Source organism: Mesorhizobium sp. URHB0026 (genome assembly GCF_054059755.1).
Window position 1 is genome coordinate 2,646,000 of the sequence record NZ_JBSSCN010000001.1, and the last position, 22,218, is coordinate 2,668,217.

At 62.5% G+C, this 22,218-nt stretch carries 17 protein-coding genes; 6 read left to right on the plus strand and 11 right to left on the minus strand.

What is annotated here, in order from left to right:
- Positions 1-156: 156 nt before the first annotated feature.
- Positions 157-324 (minus strand): hypothetical protein, encoded by a 168-nt coding sequence (locus ACVWWD_RS13040; protein ID WP_457103106.1) that lies wholly within the window; start codon positions 322-324, stop codon positions 157-159.
- On the opposite strand from ACVWWD_RS13040, the gene ACVWWD_RS13045 reads away from it, so the two are divergent.
- Positions 323-1,402 carry an OmpA family protein gene (locus ACVWWD_RS13045; RefSeq protein ID WP_023772841.1) on the plus strand — a complete coding sequence of 360 codons (1,080 nt, stop codon included), beginning with the start codon at positions 323-325 and terminating at the stop codon, positions 1,400-1,402. The two genes, ACVWWD_RS13040 and ACVWWD_RS13045, sit on opposite strands and share 2 nt — an antisense overlap.
- A gap of 7 nt (positions 1,403-1,409) precedes the next feature.
- Positions 1,410-2,654, plus strand: a complete 1,245-nt coding sequence (locus ACVWWD_RS13050) for a caspase family protein (RefSeq protein WP_352553212.1) — start codon at positions 1,410-1,412, stop codon at positions 2,652-2,654.
- Positions 2,655-2,660: 6 nt separating this feature from the next.
- Here the strand turns inward: ACVWWD_RS13050 and ACVWWD_RS13055 are convergent, their stop codons facing one another.
- Positions 2,661-3,233, minus strand: a complete 573-nt coding sequence (locus ACVWWD_RS13055; RefSeq protein ID WP_031248036.1) for a DUF6931 family protein — start codon at positions 3,231-3,233, stop codon at positions 2,661-2,663.
- A 188-nt stretch (positions 3,234-3,421) separates the two neighbouring features.
- Here ACVWWD_RS13055 and ACVWWD_RS13060 point away from each other — a divergent pair, with 188 nt between their 5' ends.
- Complete coding sequence (locus tag ACVWWD_RS13060) at positions 3,422-3,958, plus strand: OmpA family protein (RefSeq protein ID WP_023772844.1); 537 nt, start codon at positions 3,422-3,424, stop codon at positions 3,956-3,958.
- A gap of 314 nt (positions 3,959-4,272) precedes the next feature.
- On the opposite strand, the gene ACVWWD_RS13065 is transcribed toward ACVWWD_RS13060, so the two are convergent.
- The 9 genes from ACVWWD_RS13065 to tagH all read right to left on the minus strand — a co-directional run bounded on the left by ACVWWD_RS13065 (position 4,273) and on the right by tagH (position 18,025).
- Positions 4,273-4,851: a caspase family protein gene (locus tag ACVWWD_RS13065; protein WP_457103622.1), complete on the minus strand. Its 579-nt coding sequence runs from the start codon at positions 4,849-4,851 to the stop codon at positions 4,273-4,275.
- The gene (locus ACVWWD_RS13070; RefSeq protein WP_352553208.1) at positions 4,767-5,048 is read right to left on the minus strand and encodes a hypothetical protein; all 282 of its coding nucleotides are present in this window, start codon (positions 5,046-5,048) and stop codon (positions 4,767-4,769) included. Before ACVWWD_RS13070 ends, ACVWWD_RS13065 begins: the two co-directional genes overlap by 85 nt.
- A 117-nt stretch (positions 5,049-5,165) precedes the next feature.
- Positions 5,166-7,583, minus strand: a complete 2,418-nt coding sequence (locus ACVWWD_RS13075; protein ID WP_457103107.1) for a M23 family metallopeptidase — start codon at positions 7,581-7,583, stop codon at positions 5,166-5,168.
- Positions 7,580-7,990: a DUF1036 domain-containing protein gene (locus ACVWWD_RS13080; RefSeq protein ID WP_023772850.1), complete on the minus strand. Its 411-nt coding sequence runs from the start codon at positions 7,988-7,990 to the stop codon at positions 7,580-7,582. The genes ACVWWD_RS13075 and ACVWWD_RS13080 overlap by 4 nt, the downstream gene beginning before the upstream one ends.
- 108 nt (positions 7,991-8,098) lie before the next feature.
- A complete protein-coding gene (locus ACVWWD_RS13085) occupies positions 8,099-10,672 on the minus strand; it encodes a protein kinase domain-containing protein (protein WP_457103108.1) in 2,574 nt (857 codons plus the stop codon).
- The gene (locus ACVWWD_RS13090; protein ID WP_023783692.1) at positions 10,672-11,451 is read right to left on the minus strand and encodes a PP2C family protein-serine/threonine phosphatase; all 780 of its coding nucleotides are present in this window, start codon (positions 11,449-11,451) and stop codon (positions 10,672-10,674) included. Before ACVWWD_RS13090 ends, ACVWWD_RS13085 begins: the two co-directional genes overlap by 1 nt.
- Before the next feature lie 159 nt (positions 11,452-11,610).
- Positions 11,611-15,174 carry a type VI secretion system membrane subunit TssM gene (gene tssM, locus ACVWWD_RS13095; protein WP_457103109.1) on the minus strand — a complete coding sequence of 1,188 codons (3,564 nt, stop codon included), beginning with the start codon at positions 15,172-15,174 and terminating at the stop codon, positions 11,611-11,613.
- Positions 15,175-15,196: 22 nt separating this feature from the next.
- The gene (gene tssL / locus ACVWWD_RS13100; RefSeq protein ID WP_457103110.1) at positions 15,197-16,681 is read right to left on the minus strand and encodes a type VI secretion system protein TssL, long form; all 1,485 of its coding nucleotides are present in this window, start codon (positions 16,679-16,681) and stop codon (positions 15,197-15,199) included.
- Positions 16,682-16,975: 294 nt separating this feature from the next.
- Positions 16,976-18,025, minus strand: a complete 1,050-nt coding sequence (gene tagH / locus ACVWWD_RS13105) for a type VI secretion system-associated FHA domain protein TagH (protein WP_457103111.1) — start codon at positions 18,023-18,025, stop codon at positions 16,976-16,978.
- A 250-nt stretch (positions 18,026-18,275) separates the two neighbouring features.
- On the opposite strand from tagH, the gene tssI reads away from it, so the two are divergent.
- From tssI to ACVWWD_RS13120, 3 genes are read left to right on the plus strand one after another with little or no spacing between them, the layout of a single operon-like run.
- Positions 18,276-20,603, plus strand: a complete 2,328-nt coding sequence (gene tssI / locus ACVWWD_RS13110; protein ID WP_352575773.1) for a type VI secretion system Vgr family protein — start codon at positions 18,276-18,278, stop codon at positions 20,601-20,603.
- 10 nt (positions 20,604-20,613) lie between these two features.
- A complete protein-coding gene (locus tag ACVWWD_RS13115) occupies positions 20,614-21,036 on the plus strand; it encodes a DUF6484 domain-containing protein (RefSeq protein ID WP_435054041.1) in 423 nt (140 codons plus the stop codon).
- Positions 21,037-21,043: 7 nt separating this feature from the next.
- Positions 21,044-22,210: a hypothetical protein gene (locus ACVWWD_RS13120; protein WP_023796346.1), complete on the plus strand. Its 1,167-nt coding sequence runs from the start codon at positions 21,044-21,046 to the stop codon at positions 22,208-22,210.
- Positions 22,211-22,218: the final 8 nt, after the last annotated feature.

The following is a 22,218-nucleotide window of genomic DNA, read 5'->3' on the forward strand; positions in this document are numbered from 1 at the left end:
TGGCGGCAGGATTTGTATTACAATAGGTATCGCAATTGGGACCCTTGCGGTCAGCCTGAAACTCGCGAGCTATCCAGCGACGGGAACCCTGTCCCTGCCGGATCGTGCCCTGTCGCCGGAGTCGAGCCTGATGGCGGATGAGGTCGACCAGCTGCGCTACGAACCCCAGATCGGTGCCGCCCAGCCGGCCGAGGTCGGCTTCGAGATCCGGGCCGACAGCAATTCATCCAGACCCGCCACGAAGCTGTCGCCAAGCAGTCGCAAGTGCTCTATGCTCCCGCTTAGTGTCGTGTAGATACGGTGGTCTGGGCAGGGGCGTTCCATGTTCAAAGTCGTCGCATTCTGGTGGAAAACCACAAACGCTCTTGGCGTGATCGTCGCGCTATCCAGCCTATTGCTCGGATCGCAAGTTGCCAGCGCCGCGCCGAACTGGACGCTCGATCCCGCCGCTTCGGTGATCACTTATCAGTCGGTCAAGAAGAACACGATTGTCGAAACCAACAAGATCAGGAACATCACCGGCACGCTTAGCGCGGCGGGCGATGCCAAGGTCAAGTTCGACCTCAATTCGGTCGATACCGGCGTCGACCTGCGCAATGTGCGCATGCGCTTCCTGTTCTTCGAGACATTCAAGTACCCGACCGCCGAGCTGACGGCGAAAGTGGATCCCGCCGCATTCGCCGATCTCGCGACAAAGCGCAGGGTGAAGGCAACCTTGCCGTTCCGCCTCAATCTGCACGGCGTCGACAAGGACCTCGAGGCCAGCGTCGTCGTCACCATGATTAGCGACGCTATGGTGTCGGTCGCTTCGGAGGCTCCGGTCGCTGTCCATGTCGAGGATTTTGGCCTGCTGCCGAACGTCGACAAGCTGCAGCAGGCCGCCAATGTCACTAACATCGTGCCCACCGCGTCGGTGTCGTTCGATTTCGTCTTCACCGCCGACGGCAGCCAGCCGGCCGCCACCCAGGCCGCCGCCGCGAGTTCGGCCGATGTAGGTCCGGTTGCTACGGATGCCGCCAAGGCGAACTTCAGCGACGAGGAATGCCTGAACAGGTTCGCCGTGCTTTCGCGCACCGGCGCCATCTACTTCCGGCCGGCCAGCGCGCGGCTCGATGCGAAAAGCCGTCCCTTGCTGACCGAGGTCGAAGGTGTCGTCGGAAAATGCCCAAGCCTGAAAGTCGAGGTCTCCGGTTATACCGATTCCGACGGCTCGCCGGACGCAAACAAACAGCTGTCGGAGCGGCGGGCCCAGGCTGTTGCTGACGCCGTTGTCGCCGCGGGCATCCCTCGCACGCAGATCACGGCGACCGGCTATGGCGAGGAACGGCCGGTTGCCGCCAACGATACGCCCAAGAACAAGGCTCTCAATCGGCGGATCGAGTTTTCCGCCACCAAGCTCTGAGGTTGCGGTGAGTCCCGACCTGATCGCCCGTTGCGGTGGCCTCTTTCGCGCCGCCGGGCTCGCGGCGCTCGCCCTGCTGTTGACTTTGACCGCCGCCAGCGCCGAGCGCCGCGTCGCACTTGTCCTAGGCAACGCGCAGTACCAGCACGCGGCGCCGCTCACCAATCCGGTGCGCGACGCCCAGGCCATGGCCGAACGCCTAAAGAAGCTCGACTTCGAGGTAGTTTCCGGCTTCGACCTGACCAAGCCGCAGACGCAGGCGACGATCGCCCAGTTCGCAAAACAGGTGCGCGGTGCCGATATCGCGCTGTTCTTCTACGCCGGCCACGGCTTGCAGGTCTCGGGCAAGAACTATCTGCTTCCGGTAGACGCCGCGCTGGAGGACGAGACCTCCCTCGACTTCGAGGCCGTGTCGGTTGATTTCGTTCTGCGCCAGATGTCACGGGAGACCAGCATCAGGCTGGTGTTTCTCGATGCTTGCCGCGACAATCCCCTTGCCGAGGTGCTGGCCAAGACCGCGGGCGTCCAGGGCGCGAGCAGTGGCCTGGCTGAGATCACGATCGAGAATGGTGGCGCCGGCACGCTCGTCGCATTCGCCGCCAGTCCCAATCAACTCGCCTATGACGGGTCGAGTGAACATTCGCCTTTCACCGCCGCACTGCTTCAGCACATCGGCGAATCCAACATCTCCATCAGCGAGGCGATGAACCGGGTGACCGGCGACGTCTTCAAGGCAACCGCCGGCAAGCAGCGCCCCTGGATCAACGTTTCGCTGACCACGGAAGTCGTTCTGCACAAGGTCGATCTCAATGCGCCGTTGATCGTGGGCGAGGCAAGCAAACCTCAGACCGAAGGCGGCTCCGATGCCCGCAACACCGGCGCGGCAAGTGCATCAGGCCAAGGTGGCGACCAGCTTGCGCTCGATGTGCTGCGCCAGAAAATCCCCAAGCTGGCGTCGGACGCCCCGATCCTTTTTGACCATCCCATCGATTTCGGCGATGCGGCAATCGACGGCAAGAGCATCGCAGAGCTGATCAAGGGCAAGCCCCTGTTCAGTCCGGTGGAGGGATTGGACAAGTCGATCTGGGAGGGCAAGCATTGCGACGGCTGCCATGAATGGAACGAGGGCCGGCTGTGCGATCAGGCGAAGAATTTCGCCGCCAATGATGTCTCTGTTTTGCGCCTGCAACATCCCCTGGGAACACGCTTCAAGGTGGCGCTTGCCAGATGGGCGCAAGGCGGCTGCAAGTAAGCGGCCCTAATATGCATCCGCCGATTGCCGCAGCGCCTCGATCTCGGCCATCTGGATGCCCATTTCGACAAACGCCGAAAGAACGGCAAACCGGTCCGCGAGAGCGACACGGGCCAGTCCGGCCAGAATCCCGGCATTGACCGCATGTGCAGCAGGAAATGGTTGCAAGGCCGGTGCCATCATCGTGGCCGTGGCCGAACCATCGTCTGGCCATACCGCAGCCAGCGCAATCCAGCCGACCGGCGATGGTGTCGCAGCAGCTGTGCTTAGGACTGCCCGATGGCGGGGATTGTCCGGCTCACCAACCCAGTCGCGAACATGCGCAAGCAGTTCTTGATCGGTTCCATCGAACAGGTCGGTCAGATGGCTGAGGCATTCATGGGCCCACCAGACCCCGGCCCGCTCGGGAAGCAGGTAGGCACAGAAGGTAATCGCTTCCTCGGGAACGCGCCCAGCGAGGAGGACGCGGCAAAACGCGATCGAGTTTTGTTCGGTTGGAAGGGTTCCCATGTCCCGGGCAATAGCGGGACAAGCCGTGAAAAGATCCCGTGCCGTTTTGAATCGGAGCCCATTGGCCATGACCGCCACGCTTTCATCGAGAAGCTCAGGCCACTCAAGCCTCGGGCGCGGCGTGGGTCAAGTCTCAACCGGTGACGCGGCAACAACGGGCGGCACTATCGTGCCCCAGCGTTTATCGACAGACAACTGCCTTGGAATTTGGTATGACAATGTCATTGGAATTGGATGCTCAAAAGGGAGTAACCGCTATGCAGTGGGGCAGTTCAGCCTTTGTGTTGGCGGTCGTGTTTTTCTCGACCCACGCTTCCGCCGACCCCGTTCAGAAATCAGAAGACATCGTGAAGTTTTTTGCCGGCGCGGCCGATCTCGGCAAGTCGCGAGGAATTTGTGTCGGCACCGAGGAGGAGTGCAAGAGCAAGACCAAGGCAAATGACGCGCCGGGAGAAAAATCCAGCCTCGATATGCTGATCAATTTCGGTCTGGATTCGGCTGCACTCGACACCACCGCACGCGCTGAACTCGACGAGTTCGCCAAGGCGCTGAAGGACAGCCGGCTGAGCACATTCAGCTTCGTCGTGGAAGGCTACACCGACGCCACCGGCACGGTGCATTACAACGAAGGCCTGTCGCAACGGCGAGCGCAATCGGTGGCAGCCTTCCTGACGGCCAGCGGCGTAGAGGCTTCCCGCATCAACGCGATCGGCATGGGCGAAAAGAATCCGCGCAGCCCCAACCCGTACGATCCGCTTAACCGCCGCGTGGAAATGCGGATAAAGACGCAGTAGCGCGGGGCTCTCACTGCTTGAGTACGCTACCCACGGCCACACCGGCGCCGAAGATTAGCGCCTTGGCGAGGAAGCTGTTGTCGTCGCGCGGCGGCGGTCGATCATCCTGCTGCACTATGATCTCGCGGTCGCGCCACTTGTGGGCGATCTGCCGCTGTTTGCCGGGTTCCGTGCCACCGGCCCCAGCGAGCGGACCTTCTGCACCACCTGCTGTTTTGGCTGCGCCGCCCGGGCTTGATCGGCAGCATATCTGGCACGCACGCGCTCCATAATCGGATCTGTCTGGATCACGAGGAACGCCAACTGCTCGCGCGTCAGATAGGTGGTTTGCGGCAGACCGCTCTTGGCTTGCCAGATACCGATCGCCTGACGGGTCTGGGGGCCTCGCCGTCGAAGGCGATGGCGCCCGGATCCGTAGCATAGGCAATCAGCAGGCCGCCCGTACCGACGCCGTCCGATTTTGCTTCGACCGGCGCCAGGCCGGCGCCTAGTGAGGTGGAGCGGCTTTTCGGCAGCGAGGCCGCCAGCGTCCTTGCCAGCGGATTGTCGCGGCAGGCATCGAGGATGATGACGCCAATCGCCGGGTCGGGCGGTAACGCAGCCATGAAATCGTCGATCTGGATGGTCCGGGTCTTGAGATAGGCCGGCGACGTCAAATCGGCGTCGATCGGTATCAGGTAGTTCTTGCCGTCGACCTGCATGCCATGACCAGCATAGAAAATGACCGCGAGGTCCGCATCGTAGGCTTGCTCGGTAAACCGGCTGATGAGGCTGTGCATTCCAGCATTGTCCTGGTCGACCCCTTCGATCACCTCGAACCCGGCATTGTGCAGCGTCGATGCGATGAGGTGGGCATCGTTGGCGGCATTGGGCAGGCAACCGCATTGATATATTTGCTGTTGCCGATCACCAGCGCGACGCGCTTGGCGTCAGGCGCGGCGGCCTCGGCGCCGAAGGCGGCAAGGAAGAACAGGATAATCCCGCTCAGAAAAACCGCGAACGCTTTCATGGACCAGCCCTCTATCCGCCAGGGTGCAGTGCTGATGTCTGCGCAGCTAGGTTTCGTCAGCGACTGCGTCGCCTGTGCCAAAATTAGCTCCTGAGCGTATGTGATCTTGACCGCGGTTTTGGTTCACAAAAGTCCCCAAAAAAGCTGGCATAGGCAACACCAAAAGTGGCTGACAGACTGATGTCGTGACGGGCAGGTTCAAAGCGTGGTCTGAATCGAGCTGATGAGGGCGGTGACGGCCTGCTTGTATTTCTGGAACTCCGCCGATGTCTGACGGATCTCCGTGGTCGGTGGTGGCGGGGTGGCGTCGGTGGCCACACGGCTCAGCTTCTGGCCCATCTTCCTTTCGGCCCAGTCCACCACATAACTGGCTGTCTTGCCGGTGAGAAACGGGTTGGCCTGGATGACGGCCGACCCCAGCACGGCGCTTAGTTGCGCCGAACCCGACGCCGACAGCACCTGATGCGCGCCTTCCATGCCCAGGAAATGGCAGAGATAGAGCCGGCCGGCAGTGATCTGGTGACCGCGCGCCCGCAGATAGGCTTCGCCTTCGCGCGCCAGATTGCGCACCATCTCACGCGAGATCGTGGCGTCGTAGCGCAAAGCCAAGAGGTCGGCGGTCGACAGTGTGCGCGCAAGCTCCGGACGGTAGGTATTCATCATCCGGATCCAGGTCTTGGTTATGAACTGGCCAGCGCCGGTCGCTGAAGAGTTCGGGTTCTTGGCGCGGGCGCTGCCGCCACTTTCGACATGAACGATACGCTCAGTCAGCGTTTCGACGGCAACATCGCCGGAATCGCCAGAATTGCCAGTATCATAGGTGGCGACCGTGGTGACCGTCCCCAGCGGATCGATCGCCTCGCCGTTCTGGTAGAGTTCGAAATGCAGGTGTGGGCCGGTCGAAAGCCCGGTGGTGCCGATATAACCGATGACGTCGCCGGCCCTCACCTTGGTGCCGACGCCGCTCGCGATGGAGAATTTTTGCATATGCGCGTAGCGCGTCTCGCGCCCGTTCGCATGCGAAATCTTCACCAGATTGCCATAGCTGCCGCCATCGCCTTGGAAGCTGATCTCGCCGTCGAAGGCCGCCATGATCGGCGTGCCGACAGGGGCTGCCCAGTCGACACCCTTGTGGATACGAACGACGCCGAGGATCGGGTGCTTGCGTGGGCCGAAGGTCGAGGTCATGACCCCGTTCACCGGCGTGACCATGCCGTTGGCGACAGTCAGCGAACGCACCTCGTCATTGCCGGTGACGCAGGCGAACTGGCCGTCGCTCTGCTGGAAGACGAAACAGTCGATGGTCTTCTCACCGCCCTGGACGGCAACATAAAGGACCCGCCCGGCCGTCTCGTCCTTGCCGCGTGGCGTCTGCGAGTAGATCAGCACCAGGCGCTGGTCCTCGCTGGCGAAAGCGTCGAGGTCCTGTCCTCGCGATAGGTTCATGATCGCCTCGCCGATGACGCCGGTTGGAACCTTGTTGCGCGCAGCCGTCGAATAGATCGCGTCGAGCAGGCGGTATTGCCGCTTGGGCCCGCCTTGATCGGTGCCGGAATAGTTGAACAGGTCCTCGCGAACCCAGGGATCGACACCCGACACGAACGCGCCCGCGGCGTTGCGCGTCAGCGTGCCGACAAAGACGTTCTTGGCGTAGATCGACACCTGCATGAGCGACATCGTCGTCGTCTCGCGGTTCGGCCGGAATCCGCGCATGGCAATGACATAACCCGGTTCCAGACCGTCCCGGTTGAAGAGCGTCTTCAGCGCTTCACCGGCCAGCTTGGCGTCGTCGGCGGAGAAATGCGCGTCGAGGGCGACGCTGTCCAGGCTGCGGTCGTTGAGGATCTTCACGAATGTGTCTTCGGTCGCCTCGAAGCGCTGGTACTCGCTGGTCTCGGTCGTGACGGTTGTATTGTCCTCTATCTGGGTCTTCTTGAAGGCGGGCAGCGCTGCCTCGCCCTGATCGATGGTCTCTCCCCATCCTGCCTCCGGGTCGTCGGCATCCGGCTTGGGCATCGAACCGGCCGGGGCTTCGCTCGCATCGGGTGCCGCCAGGTCATTATCCAGGTCGCCCTGCTGGTCGTCCGGTGCCGCCGCCGGGGCAGGCGGAGCGGTCTGCTCAGTGGGTGCGGCGGCCGCCGGAGATGTCGGAGCGGTGCGCCGCTGTGCCTGAAAGAACGCGAAGTCCTCCTGCGTCGACGGGATCGTCGTCATGAACTTTTCGCTGGCACTCAGCATCACGTCGGAGAGGATCTCGATCTGCGGCGAGGCGCCGGAACTGTCGAGCTCGGCCGGGCGCACTACTGCATGGCCCTTGCTTGCCGTGTCGGCATCGGGCGCAAGCGTGATCCACATCGGGTCTCCCGCCAGATCGATAATGGCCGGCACATAGACGGATGCATCGGCCGGCACGTCGTCCGCGCCTTCGACCGCGTGCAACTCCTCGTCTTCGTCGCCGAACGACCAATAGTCCGCCGTGAGGTAGAAACCGGCGGCGATCGAAAGCAGGACAATGACAGCGAAACCGGCAATGAGCCTGCGCCAAAGCGTGCGCCTGCGCAGCGCGGCGCGCGCCTGCTTTTTCTCTCTGAAGCTGGTGTCGATACTGTGCGTCACGGATTGCTTCCGGTCAGGAAGAAGGTCCACCGCACCTGTTCAAGCGTATCGACTTCGAGAAATTGCGCCGCGATATGGCCGCGCTGCCAGCATTCGTCGATGCCGCGGATCGAAAAACGCCGCCGCTCGATGCACATCTCGGTCGACCCGGTGAGGATCGCATGGCCAAAGACGTCCGTCGCGTAGATGTAGATGTAGCGGTTTGTCAGTTCCTCGCGGATGACGTTTACGCATTGATTTGCGCCGATAGTCCACCAGCCGTCGGTCTGGTCGGCATTGTCGACCTTCTGGCCGACGGTGAGATTGACGACATCGAGTGTCTGGTTGCAGACCGTGAATTCGGCGTGTGCTTCGCTGGACGCCAGCACGGCCAGCAATGCCGCTCCCGCTATGACGGCAAGCTTCATCCGGCCTGTCAGGGCGAGCAGGGCTCGAGCTGGATCGCGCTGCCTTACGGGCAGGTCGGCAGACGAGTGAGGCAAACGCGCGTGGCGGAGTTCCATCGGGCGCTCATGCTATCCGCCGAGCCGAAAGTACTTGGCAGTGGCTGAAAATTGCGATCCGTCGGTTTCGATCTCTTCGAGAATTTTGGGCAGCAGCACCGCAGCCGGCGTCGGCGTCGAGAACGCTGCCGCCTGGATATCCTGTGGCCCCGTGATCACCATGATGATCTGCGGCACGGCCTTCCCGGCGACCTTGTCGGCGGCGCCGAGGCCAACCGGGATGCTGAAGGTAGCCTTGTCGGATTGTGCGACGATGCGGTCGTCGAGATTGAATACCATGCCCTTGTGATCGATCAGCAGCACGCTGGAAATCAGCCCGCCACGCGTCACCAGCGTGCCGCTGATCGGCGTACCATCGGGCACCGATGTCCGGTCGAGAACAAGCTGCGGCTTGTCGGCCGCGGTCTGCCCCAGAAAGCGCAGAAAGTTAGTGACTTCGCATTGGCTCGGCTCGATGAGGCGGACGCTGATGTCCGGTTCGAAATGGAATTTAGCCTGGAAATCACCCAGCATCCGCTCGAATGGTTGGACCGCCGGACCAAAACCTTCGATCGCGGCGGCCTTGTCGGTTGACGACGTCATGTTGGCGTAGAAACAGTCGCCGCCGCCGAAGTCGCGAACCCAGGAGACACGTTGCGCGATGTCGTCGACGACCGGGGGTATCGCCGGTTTGGGCACGTTCAAGGCGACGACCGCCTGGTCCGGCTGTTTGGCCGGCGGTGACGAGGCGTTTTGGCCTTCGGCGTTCGCGGCATCTGCCTGGCTCGCAGAGGGCGTTGGTACGACCGCCTTGGGCACCGCCGGCTGGTTGATCTGCGGCTCGGGCTTTAGGGCCTCCACAGTCTTCGGCTGGGTCGGCGGTGGCGTTGAGACCTTCTCGGCTGGCGGGGTCGGAGCTGTCGCCTCAGGTGCCGGAGCCAACGTTTGATTGTTGCTGGTCATCGTATCCGGCTGGGTCGCCGGCGCTGTCCTTTCCGAAGGCTGCGCGTCCGTCGCGGAAGGCTTCAGGGGGGCCTGGGTTTGCGAAGGAGCAATGGGCTTCGCTGGCTCGGGCGCTCGTACCGGCTTTGCATCTGCCTGGCTTTCAGCCGGCGGCGCGCTCCCCTCTGTTTGCCGTTGCGCTTCCATTGCCGGCGGCTTCGGGGGTTCCGAGGCCGGCGAGGGGGCTTCGGCGGGCTTGGCCGGCTGCGGCTTTTGAGCTGCCTCTGCTGCTGGTTGATTTTCGGCCGGCGCTACGTTGGCTTCCGGCTGCTCTGGCGGAACCGGCCTTGCCGGCTGCAGGTCGTTCGCGACTTTGTCCGCCGCGATAGGCTTTGACGTTTCCGCTGCAGGCTTTGGTGGTTCGGGTGAAGGCGATGTCTTGCCGGCGGACGGCGTCGCCGGCGTCATGAAGCCGTTCAGATAAAGGCCCGCACCTGAGGCGACAGCCAACGCCGCCAAGACAGCGATCGCGATGGTTCGGGCCTTCATGGATTTTCCAGGTAGATCCGCCGCGACGCGCGCACGCGACGGCTGGGCGACCGGCGAAGGCTGCGGTTCGGACAAATGCGCGGGCCGGACATGCGGGACGAAGCGTTGCTCGCCCGGGCCCGTTGCCACAGGCGCGCTCTGTCCGGCGACATTGAATGGCTGGGGCTGTGCCCGGGGATCAGGAACAAGGGTATGTCCCGCCGCTGGCAAAGCCGGCCGGTCGCGAGGTATCCTGGATGGCGGCGGCGTTGTTGCTTCGTCTTCGTCGCGCGTCATCCTGGCGATATCAGCCATGCTGACCGGCCGGTCTTGCGGATCCGGCTGCAGCATGGCTTCGACAGTGTCGCGAAAATCGTCGTCGATGTCTGAGAGATCAGGAACGGTGCGGCGCTTTTCGATGATCTCGTACTGCGATCCGCTCATGTCGATCGGCTTTCCGCGCAGAGCGGCAGCCAGCACCAGCCCAAGGCTGTAGATGTCGGACTGTTCACTGACGTCGCCGCTGTACAGCCCGAGCTGTTCGGGCGAAACATAGTTGTATTTTCCGGCGAACTTTCCGCCGATCAGCGTCTCCCCGCCTACGGTCGCAGATCGCGCTATACCGAAATCGATGATCTTTGCGCGGTCGACCCGGCCCCCAGGAAGGATAATATTGTCGGGCGAGAGGTCGCGATGGATTGCTCCCGCTTGATGCACGGCGCTCAGACCGGATGCGAGGCGATGGCAGAGCTTGCGCACCTCTTCCGTCGGCATCGGCCCACGCCGCATGATGTCGTACAGCGACTCGCCGTCAACGAATTCCATGGCAAGGTAGGGACGGCCGATTCCGGGATCGATGGTGAAGACGTGGTATCGCACCACCGCGTCATGCGACAAATGGTTGAGGATCGAGGCCTCCTTGCGGAACAAGGACAAGATCGTCTGGTCACGGGCAAACTCGGGCAGGACGATCTTGATCGCGACATGGTCGCCGGTCTGGATGTTGTGGCCGCGATAGACCTCGCCCATGCCGCCGAATGCGATCCGCTCGTCAAGTTCGTAGATGCCGCTGAGCTGTGTACCGACGGCGGTGTTGGCCACCTGCGGCGATATTCGCGTCTTGTCGTCGGCGCTCATCAGCCTCGGCCCTCCGCTCTGGACAGATCAGGGTGGATCGATTGTCCATTGCGCCCGTTTCCGATCTTTACCAGCACAATGGTGACATTGTCCGTTCCGCCTCGCGCCAGAACCGTTTCCAGCAGGTTTTCTCCGGCCGCCTGAGGTGTTGCCGACACCACAGCGGCCTCGATCTCGGCGTCGGTGACATGTGCCGTCAGCCCATCGGTGGCCAGCACGAAAATGTCTCCCGGCTTCAGTTCGCCCTGCTGGAAATCGATGACGAAGTCGTCACTGACGCCGACCGCATGCGTGATGACATTGCGGCGTGGCCAGGTGAGCGCCTCGGCCGCGCTGATCATGCCTCGATCCAAGAGTTCCTGCACTTCGGTGTGGTCCTTCGAAATCTGTGAGATCGCGGCGTTGCGGATCAGATAAACCCGGCTGTCGCCCGCCCACAGGCAGGCAAACCGTCCGTCCATCGCCAGCAGGGCGGCGACCGTCGAGCCGATGGTTATGCCGCGCGATTCCGATATGCTGCGGATTTCGGCATTTGCCCGGCTCAGCCTGTCCTCGAAACGCGCCCGAAGGTCCGGAGCCGAGCTTGCGATGCCGATCGTGGCTAGATGGTCGACAATGCTGGCTGAGGCGACCTCTCCGGCCTCATGCCCTCCCATTCCGTCGGCCACCACCCAAAGGCCGGTACGTGGCTCAAGCAGATAGCTGTCCTCATTGTGCTCGCGCACACAGCCTTTGTGGCTCACACCGAAACTCTCAAAGGGAAGGGCGACATCGCTCAACTTGCCACCAAGCGCTTCTTAGGCGTCCTCTGCGGCGCGCTCCCAGGCACTCGCTCGCGCCACTTTGCCACAGGCTCGGCCATTAGAGTATCGAAATTAAGGTCTGGGCGCCCGCGGCTCATAAAGGGTGTCACCGCGCTGAAGAGTTCGAAGCCCATCTCAAAATGCCTTCGGACAGCTGAATCCGGAAAGTGCGGCAAGCAAGAAGGGGTTGGGGCCGGAACCAGTCTGGATCGTATAGGCGACGTCCCGCCCGCCGATTACGAAGCGTGCTTCGACATTGCTGTCGTTGCCGGTGACGGTTGCCTTGTCCAGCAGCCGCTTCAGCGCCCACGGCCCCTCGAACTTGATGGCGGAATCGCGGCCCGGCATTTCCGGCGTCAGGCTCAAGCTGGCGGACCCTGAGGCCGTGCCGCTCGGCCAGGTCACGGTGCTTGGGGCGTTGCCCGCTTGGCTGCTCTGGACGGTCTGACCATCGACGTCGAGCACTGCCGCATCGGCATCGCCATGCAGTGAGAACGGCGTGAAGGTGATGCTGATCGCGGGCGTCGAACCGCCCTGGGGAAAGAACGCGCTGCGGATTTCGGCCGCCTGCTGGAAGCTTTTCAGCGTCGATTTCGACAGGTCGCGGCCGAAGCGCGCATCCTGCTTCCAGCTCCAGTCCTGACTGCTCATGTCGATCAGCGATGCGAGATTTTGCGCGAAGAACCGGTCCATCAGCCCGCCCGGAGCGAACAATTTCGCGAAATCCGCCATCGCCATGTCCTCGGCGCCATTACCGGAGAACGGATAGCGGCCGTTGACGACGGCCTCGCACGGAGCCGTGACCGTCTGGTCGAGCATCTGGTTCAAATTGGCCACCGACGTCTCGGCGACGTTGCCTTCGAACTCGTCCGCCGTCGCATTGACCATTCTGGCGAGTGGTTTGGGCAGTCGCGAGGAATTGGCACGAAGGGTGGCGATCTGCAGCTGCAGATTGGCGTTGACGCGTTCCGTCTGCGAAGGCACGTCGGCAGCCAGTTGCAGGCTCTGGTAGATGTCGCGGAAATTCTGGGTCAAGGCATCGATCGGGCGGCGTCCGGCAGGGCCGCTCACCAGGGCCAGGAACGACCTGAACTGCGCTTCGATGTTGGCCCCGGGGCTCTGGTTTTGCGCTGCTGCCGATCCCGTGCCGGCACGGCTTTGCGATTTTCCGGTGGTGATTTGTATGCCGATGCGAGCCAGACCCTTGGCCATCCTTGCTGCGTCTGGAGACTGGCCCTGAACCGTGCCTCCTTCAACCCCGGTGCTCGTGTCTTGTCCGGAAGCAGCGTCGCGCGTCAGCGCTGTTTCGTCGGCGATCGCCGTAAACAGCTGTTCGATCGGCGAGGTGGGCGAGGCGACGGCGGAAAGCACGACATAGTGCGGCTTGTCCTTCAGCATCGCTTTGAATTTCAACCCGTCGAGAACGCTGTTCCACGCTAGTGCGAACTCCTTGCCGTAACGATCGAGAAGTTCGGGGCCGAGCTTGAGCAACTCCTGATCGATGCCGCCTTGCTCACCGCCGCCGCCAAGCACCCATTGGTCGTCGACGAGCATCTGCGCAATGTGTGAGAGCTGTCCGAGATAAAAATGGTTGAAGCCGTTCCAGCTATAGAGGCCGGGAACACGCAGGCCCGACAGATCGCCGCCATCGACACGCTCGAACAGCAGCCGCGCTTCCGGGCCGCCTTTGACGGAAACGGAAAAATCATCCAGCGCTGCCGAATAAACCGCGGACTTGATCAATGCGGAGGCGCGGTCGGTAAGGCTCATGCGCCCGAGCGAGCGGTGAGCGGCTTCGATGAGCGGCTGGTTGAGTTCGAAAACCGGATCATAGGCGTCGTCAAGAGCAAGCATGGCCCGCAAATGCTTTTCGAGCTGCTCGCGTCCTTCTCGGTTGTTTTCGCCTGGATAGCGGTTTTGTTCCCAATCCTGCTTCATCCACGAAACGATCAACGCGTCGTCGACCTTCGGTGCCTTGCCGCCAAGCATCAGATAGATTTTCAACGGCTCGTAGAGCGTGGCGGGATCGGCCATCTTGGCCTGGATCGTCCGCTCGGCCTGGATCAGCAGGCGTGATCGCAACATGCGTTCCAGGGCTTGCCGGTAGGCTGTCTTCGATGCCGAAAGCAGTCGCTCCCGCTGGCTGAGGCCGAGTGTCTCCTCGATCGGTGTCGGCGCGTCGCCAGTTTCGAACCCGGCCGGAAGATCGCGCAGCTGATCGAGCGGGCCAATGACGTTTTCGAGATCGACATCGGTCACCTCCGTGCTTTTGAGCAGTGTGTCCGCCGTCGTACGATACTGGCCCATGGCCTGCGTGGTGGAGGCGATCAGCGACCGGTTGGCGGTGAAGCTCAGGGCGAGCGTTCCGAGAGCCGCCGCGGCGATCAACGCGATGACGCCAAGTCCGGCAAACCGGGCGATCGCCACACGCCTTACCGCCAATTTGTCGTACGAAACCCATCCGGATTCGGCAAAAATGACGCCCGTCAGCAGATCATGCAAAAAGAAGCTTTTGCCGCTTCCCGACAGATGGGCGCGGGAATTGCTGCCGAAGCTGCGGCCGATCGCACCCAACACCTGATCGATGGGCGTTCCCTCTTGCGTGCCTGACGAGAAATATAGCCCACGCAGGCTGACATTCACCTGGCTGCGGGTCGGATCGAACAGGCTCTCGATAAAACTCGCAATTCGGCCCTTCAGCGCGCCAAACTGCGCCGGAAAGCCAAAGACCGAGATGCGCGCGACTGGATCAGCCTCTTCCTGAAGGCGGTCGGGCATCTCATCGACCAAGCGTTTTGCCAGCGCATCGAATTCGGCCGGGATCTCGGCGGCCATGTTCTTGGTGCGATCGGCGGTCTGGAATGTCGCTCCCCAGACCTTGCGCCGGCGTGGCTCGTCGAAACCGCCGAAATAGTCCATGAACCCGACAACAAGATCAGCCTTGGTGAAAAGCAGATACACCGGAAACTGGATTTTCAGCGTCTCATGGATTTCCCGCAGACGGCTCCGTATCTCGACGACGTGGGCGTCAAGCTGCTGGTCGTCGAGGCCAATGAGATCGGCAAGGCTGATCGCCAAGATGACGCCGTTTATCGGTTGGCGTGTGCGGTATTTCTTCAGCAGCGACAGGAAGGCGAGCCAGCTCTTGCTGTCGCTCTTGGCATTGGAATCCTGCGTCGTGTAGCGTCCGGCGGTGTCGATCAGCACGGCCCGGTCGGTAAACCACCAGTCGCAGGCGCGTGTTCCGCCAACGCCAGCGACCGGCTGGGTGTCACCCGAACCGGCCAGCGGAAAATTCAGGCCCGAATTGACCAGTGCCGTTGTCTTGCCTGCGCCGGGCGGACCGATGATGATGTACCAAGGGATTTCATGGAGGAAGTTGCGCTTGCCGCTCGACCGTTTGAGCGCGGTGATCGCCTCGTTCATTCGCGTCTCGAGCAACCGCGAATCGTCATCCCTGTCGTCGTTGCGGGCAACGGCCGTCTCGAGCGCCTTTTGCGCCTTGCGCATCCGCCAGAAACGCAATCCATAGAAGAGCGCCAGGGCCGCCACGATCACGCCGATGATTGTCGCGCGCAGCCACGCAGGCCCGAGAGGACGGCTGTCGGCGAAGCGGACCAAAGGTCCGGCAAACCACACTGCCGCCGAAAAACCGGCCAGCGCGATCATGCTGAATATCCGCGGCAGCCAACGCGTCATCGGCGCTTCCAACCGACCTTGCTCACAATGTTTCCTCCTTGGCGATCATCACATCGACACGGCGGTTCCTGGCGCGGCCTTCCGGCGTCGCATTGTCGGCGATCGGCTCGTCCTCGCCCTTGCCGTCGACGATCAGTCGCGAGGGATCGCGGAATTTCGGAGCCATCATCGTTTCGACGGCCTTCGCCCTTGCGACGGACAGGTCGAAGTTGGACTTGAACGGGCTCGATTTTCGCGGCTTCACGTTGTCCGTATGGCCGACGATCCTGATCGGTCCGCGCTCGGGTTCCAGGGCCGCTGCGATATCAGCGGCTATGGGCTGGAACTCTGGCTTCGCATCGGCCCGGCCGGACTGGAACAGCACGAGATTGTTGATTTCAACGACGATGAAGTTGCCCTTCGTGCCGACGGTCAGCCCGCCGGCTTCGACGTCCTTGGCCAGTGCCGAGCGGATGCGGTCGATCTGCGTGGTTGTGGCGGCGGGAGGGGTGACCTTCACCGTTTCCGCCAACGGCGCCACGCTGGCGCGCTCGATGGCGATCGGAGTCGATGGGTTGAGGGCCAGCAACTCGCCAGCGGTGGCATCGCCTTCATTGGTGATGAAGACCCGTAACGTGAAGAACGCCGCCGTCAGCAGTGCCGACGCCGCTGCCGCGACGGCCCAGAGCGGCAGGCGTGTCGAAGACTGCGTCATCGTCGCCGCCAAGCCCTGCCAGCGGGGCGAAATGTCCTCGTCGGCGCGAGGTTTGAAATAGCGAAGCGTTTCGTAGACGTCGCGCCGAACGCGTTCGAGATTGGTGTCTTCGCGCGTCAGGCCTCGATATTGGCCCTCATACCCCAGCGACAGGCAAACATACATCAATTCGAGCAGATCGTAGTGCGCCTCCGGGCTGGCCAGGATCTTGTTCAGCACTTCGAAAAAGCCCGTGCCGTTGGGCTCGACGTGGAAGAACTGCGACAACATGCTGTGCTGCACCCAGGCGTCTTTGGTTGGCCAGGGCAAGTTACCGATGAGATCGTCGGCTGTTTCGCAGAGGACAAATTTCGCAATCCGCGCATCCTCTTCGGCAACACCTGCTCTCTCCAGTGCCCTGTCAAACGTGTCGATCGCCTCAGTGACATGTTCGGCCAGCGGCCTCGCCTGTCTCTCGACAGGGACAAGCCTGAACTGGCCGAACAGCATCAGCAACGGTGCGGCCGCGGCAAGGATCGGGTTTGCCGCGGAATATCGGACACTGTCGGTGACATTGAGCAGAACCTCCTGCCGCACAGCCGACGTCGGCGCCGCCGCGGGAGTTCCCTGATAAAGCACGGTCCCGGATGTCCAACCCGGCGGTGTATGCCGGCCGACGCCGGGATCGAACACGGTCGATTCCTTGATCGGCGAGGGTTGTCCACCATCCGTGACGGGCTCCTCGGAGACGGGCGCCGGCTTTCGCTCACGCCGTGGCGTGGCGCGAATGACGGTCTTGCCCGCCGGGCCGAAAGGATCGTCCTTCGAGCTCATCGTCGGTCGTCCGTCCGCGCGTGGCGCCCGCGATCTCGCCGGACAGGCGCAGAGCGGTTCGCGGTCAGGTAAAGCAGGGGCAGGCCCTGCCGGTCAGGGCAGTGTCTTGAAGACGGTCGGCTACTCGTTACTATCCCGCCGTAAGATGACATTTGCCCCAGACCCCCAGGTCGATCAGCCTTACCCGCTTGGCCAATTGTCGTATGCGATCGTAATCCCGGAAACTCTTGATTGGAACTGGATACCGCGCGCCGAAGAGGTATCTTCGTCGGCTGCAACGCTTCCCCGAAGCGCCTATTTCTGCTTGTCGGCCTTGGCATAGGCTTCGCTGAAATAGGCCAGGAATATATCCAGCATGCCGTTCTCGTGGGCTTCCTCCATGGTTCGCCAGGTCGCGACAAAAGCATCCCAGGCCTGGCTCTTTTTCGACGAGAACGACGTCGGCGGAAGCTTTCTTCCGATCGCTTGGGGAGACAGGTCGTCAAGCAGCCGCGACAGCGCCGCCTGCATGGCGGCATAGGTGGCGAATTCGTGCGTCTTGAGATCGCGGAAGGCATCTTCGATGCTGCGCCTGGCATCGAGATAGCCGGCACGGCGCCGTGCGAACATGATTTCGAGGATATCGTCGGTTCCCGGAACGAATTTCAGCGGGTTGTTGTCGGCGGCGCTGATCATCGTTCGCTGCGTGCTCTTGGCCAGCATTTTCGCCGCCGCGCGCGCTTTCAGCAGCAAGGTCAGTTCCTCGACCACCGTGCGCAGCACCGCGCCGATTTCGGCGGCAACTTCATGCGGATCGCGCGATTGAAGCAATTCCGGTGAAATGCCGGCTCCGATCGCGATCTCCCGCAGCACTTCGTCCTTGGTCGAGGGGAGAGGCGCGGGTTGCGACGAGAACGCCGGAGCAGGAACCCGCTGCCCGGACTGTCGCTCCACCGGAGCGAAGAACGGCTCGGCGGCGAGCGGCCGGCCTGTCGCGGCCGGCATTTCTCGCTGAGTCGCGCCGCGACTGGGGTGACCTGTCGCGGCGCGCTCCTCGTCGATCGACACGAAGATGACATAACGGCCGATCAGCATCCGGTCGCCATGGCCCAGTTGATGCGGGCCGGTCATGCGTTGGTTTGATCCGTTGATGTAGGTTCCATTGCGCGAGACATCGTGGAGCCAGAACGCGCCTGCCTCGTATCGAACCTCGCAATGTCGGCCCGAGATGAACTTGTCGGGATCCGGCAAGGTCCAGTCACAAGCCTCGCGTCCGATTTCGAAGCTGCGATCCCGCGCCGCGTAGCCGGTCGAAATGCCAGCTGGCAGCGCGTCGACATTATTGACTTGCAGACTAATGTACATCCAGGATCGCCATCGAACGACTGATCGACACTCCAACATCCTAGCAGCTTGCGCGCAAAACAGGACAGCGGCGTTTCGAGCCGATGCATCGACGGGGCAAGCTCCAATCACTGTCGCCCTCTTGGGTCGGCGGGACAACATGTGGTACGCTCAAAATGGCCTGGTGCGGCGGGTCCGAAAAGTTTCCGGAGAGATACCGGGAACTTCAAATCCACCGTGCCGGCGGCCGCGTCCAGGAGGGGCACGACCCATGCCGAACGAACGTGCCACCGTTGTCCAGACACCGGTTGGCTCTGAACTGTTGACCTTCACCCATCTTGTCGGACGCGATGAGATCAGCCGCTGTTTTGCTTACACGGTCGGGTTCGTGAGCACGGATCACGATATCGATCCGCTGAAGATGCTGGGCGGTATGGTTTCGGTCGAAGGTGAATCCGATCCGAAGCGTTGGTTCAGCGGCCTGGTGTCGGAATTTCGCCTGACCCGCATCGAGGACCGGTTGGCCTACTACGAAACGGTCGTCAGGCCGTGGCTCTGGTTTCTGGGAAATGCGACCGATTGCCGGATATTTCAGAACATGACCGCTGTCGAGATCGTCGAAAAGATCTTCTCGAAATACGGCACGGCGAAGTTCGAGAAGCGGCTGCAAGGGTCGTACCCCTCGCGCGAATACTGCGTGCAGTACGACGAGAGCGATCTGGATTTCGTGCAGCGCCTGCTCGAGCACGAAGGCATCTTCTATTTCTTCGAGCATGACGAGGGCAAGCACACGCTCGTGCTGTGCGACGCGATGAGCAAGCTGAAGCCGGCGCCGGGCTACGAGAAGATACCTTACAATTTCGAGGGACATGCCTCTCGGCGCGATGTCGAATACATCACCGAATGGATTCCGGGCAGTTCGGTGCGGCCGGGGGCCTATGCCCATACCGACTATGATTTCCAGAAGCCCGGCGCCGATCTGATGGCGAAGTCCGCTCAGCCGTTCAGCCACAAGGAAGCCTCCGGCGAGAATTATCGCCAGCCCGGCGCCCATCTCGATGTGGGGCGCGGCGACACCCTGGCCGGTATCCGGCGCGAGGAACTCCAGGCCGTGCACCAGCGCATCACGGCGGTCGGAACCGTGCGCGGCCTCCATTCCGGCTGTACGTTCAAGCTGGAAAGTTTTCCGCGCGATGACCAGAACCAGGAATATCTGGTGGTCAGCGCCGAATACAGGTTGTTCGACCCGGGCTACAGAACCCAGAACGAGGCCCACAGCGAGAATTTCAAACTCGTGCTGGGTGTCGCACCGACTGCCTTGCCCTATCGCGCGCCGCGGATCACGCCGCGGCCGATCATGCGCGGGCCGCAGACGGCGACGGTGGTCGGCCCTTCCGGCGAGGAGATATTCACCGACAAATATGCCCGGGTGAAGGTGCAGTTCCACTGGGACCGCCTGGGCAAGAAGAACGAAAACAGTTCCTGCTTCGTCCGTGTTTCGCAGACCTGGGCCGGCAGCGGCTGGGGCTTCATCCAGATACCGCGCATCGGCCAGGAGGTGATCGTCGACTTCCTCGAAGGCGACCCTGATCTGCCGATAATCACCGGCAGGGTCTACAACGCCTCGCAGATGCCGCCCTACGGCTTGCCCGGCAACGCAACGCAATCGGGCTGGAAATCCAACTCTTCGAAAGGCGGCGGCGGTTACAACGAGCTGATGTTCGAGGACAAGGCCGGCTCCGAACTGGTCAATTTCCAGGCGCAGAAGGACCACCACCTTCTGATCAAGCACGACCGCACCAAGCTCGTCCAGCACGACCAGTCCGACCGCATCGACCACGACGCCAAGCACTCCGTCGGCCACAACCTCGATGAGGACGTCGGCAACAACAAGACGGTCAAGGTCGGCGTCGACCAGACCACGAATATCGGCAACAACGACACCGAGACGGTGGGCGTCAATCGCTCGCTGACGGTCGGATCGAATGAGACGATCGGCATCGGTTCAAACTCCACCGAGACGATCGGCGCCAACCACACCCAGACCGTCGCGATCGTCCAGACAGTGAGCGTTGGCGCGGCGCGTGTCGATTCCGTCGGCGCATCGGAGACCCGAACCGTGGGGGGCCTGCAGGCGAATACGATCGGCGCGAGACGGTCGGTCACCGTCGGCGCGGCGCAGAGCCACGACATCGGGGCCGCGGACAGCTGGACGATAGCGGCGGCGCAGAGCGTCAAAGTCGGCGCCGATCAGAGTTTCGCCGTCGGCGGGGCGCAGTCGTCCGAGATAGGCAAGGCACGAACCGCCAAGATCGGCGCGGATGACGCCACCGACGTTGGTGGAGCGCATGCGCTCAAGGTCGGCAAGGGCAGCGGCATTCAGGTCGCCGAAGACAGCTCGATCAAGGTCGGCAAGAAACTTGTGATCGAAGCCGGCGACTCCATCACGCTCAAATGCGGCGATGCGTCGATCACGATGAAAAAGGACGGCACCATTGTCGCGGACGGCAAGGACATTACGATCAAGGGCAGCGGCAAGATCACCGTCAAGGCCGACGGCGACGTCATCGTCAAGGGAAGCACCATCAACAACAATTGAGGGCGTCATCATGGAAGTGCTGGATCGTATCGACGGCGTCGTGATCGGCCTGCTCATCGGTTTCGAAGACGGGGCGCCGCTTGTGGTGTTTGTAGGCAATCCACGCGAAACTGCGACTGCAGCGCGCAGCCTGACCGAACTGGACGTTTCGGCGATCGGTTCGGAACTGGCCCTCCTGTTCGAGGATGGTGATCCGGCACGGCCGCTGGTCGTCGGACGCATCGTCGACCCCGCTCACAAGGTCAGGAAACTGTCAGTTGTCCGCGACGGCGACCGTGTCGTCATCAGCGGCGAAGAACGCGTGGAACTGCGCTGCGGCCTGGCGTCGATCATCCTGGAGAAGGATGGGCGCATCACAATTCGCGGCAACCAGGTAACGAGCCACGCCAGCGGCACCAACCGCATCCGTGGCGGAGCCATCCATCTCAACTGAGGCGTTCATGATGCTGCGGATCGCGTCTATCGCCGCCATCGTGGACCAGCACGCCAGCGACGCGGCCTTCCTCTGGTTCCGGCGCCGCCTTGAGATCGATGGTCCGATCCTGGGCGAGACCGATATCGGCCGCATCGACCAGCGCCTTAATGCAAATCTCGAAGGGCTGATGGCTTCCGGAAAGGCCGGCTGGGAGGCTGCCCAGGCGCATTTCGCCGATTATGCCGAGCCCGGCGAGCTTTTCGTGCTCGGCGTGCTGGCGTTGCGCTGGGGCGAGGCCGAAGCCGTTGCCTCGGTGGTCGACGCCGCGGCGACGCTGGGCGAGGTTGGTGTGTCGGGCCTGTCCGGCGCGATCGCGCGCACGCCGCGCGAAAATCTGAGTCCGTTCGTGGCGGAATGGCTGGACGCGCGCGATGCGCGGCTGCGCGGCCTCGGCCTCGCGGCACTCTGGCATCATCGCGTCGATCCCGGTGCACGCCTCGGCGGTTTGCTGAGCGATCCGGACCCGGATGTTCGCAGGCGTGCGTTTCGGCTTGCCGGCGGGCTCAAACGGCGCGATCTGCTTCCGGCGGTGCTGGACGGACTTGACGGCGACTCGCCGAAGGAACGCCTGACGGCCGCCCTTGCGGCTTGCCTTCTTGGTGAAGCGCGCTCGGCTCACCCGGTGCTTGACCGGATCGTGCTGGCAGAGCCGGGGCTCGCGCCGCCTGCGATCGAGATGCGCCTTTTGACGACGCCCCTAAAGACCGGCAAGGGCTGGTTGCAGGACCGTCTGAAGCAGCCTGCCTTGCGCGCCGCCGCGACAGCGGCAATCGGCCTCTTTGGCGACCGGTCGGTCATGCCCTGGCTGATCGCCAAGATGCGTGAGCCAGAGCTTGTCTTCGCCGCCGGGCTGGCCTTGCGCGATCTGTTCGAGGTGGATCTCAATGATACCGACCTGTTCACGACAGACCCGGCCGTGCTCGGCAAGGAATTTGAATCCCTGACCGCCAGCCCGCTTCCGGTCGCCGATCGCGTGACGGCATGGTGGGACGAGGGGCGCGGCGGGGGCAATCACGAGACCTTCCATTCGATGCGCAGGCTTCGGCTGGATGAAATACGCGCCGCACTCGCCAAACCGGATGCGCCGCTGACCGATTGGCGCAGGACGCGCCGGTTCCCGGCCTGGATGTGAACGAACGG